The sequence below is a fragment of the Aeromicrobium phragmitis genome (assembly GCF_003674095.1).
GTDB lineage: Bacteria > Actinomycetota > Actinomycetes > Propionibacteriales > Nocardioidaceae > Aeromicrobium > Aeromicrobium phragmitis.
On record NZ_RDBF01000196.1, the window covers coordinates 1 to 353 of the forward strand.

Consider the following 353-nt stretch of genomic DNA (forward strand, 5'->3'; position numbering starts at 1 on the left):
CGGGCCGACCGAACGGCAGCAGCGTCGGCAGGCAGCCGGCCTCGACGGCACCGCGGTCACCGGCGCGGCGCGGCACCCAGGCGATCCGCGCGCCGGTGCGTTCAGCGAGTCCGGTCAGCGCGGTGAGCCCGCCCGGCACCTGCCCGAGCCGCTCACCGGCGAGAACGATGTCCTGCTCGCCGAGCTGCAACCCGGCGAGCGCCTGCGCCTCACCCCCGGGGACGACCTGCAGGAGCTCAGCGTTCAGCTTGGCGGCTCCGCGCGTGCGGTGGCTGGCGATCGCGACGACCTTCACGCCGCGCTTGATCGCCTTGCGCAGCCGCAGGAAGATCGTGCCGGCCTCGTCCTCCGGC

At 75.4% G+C, this 353-nt stretch carries 1 pseudogene; it reads right to left on the reverse strand.

Annotated elements, in window-relative coordinates:
* A pseudogene (locus tag D9V41_RS18070) lies at positions 1 to 353 on the reverse strand (NADH-quinone oxidoreductase subunit G); the annotation flags it as partial.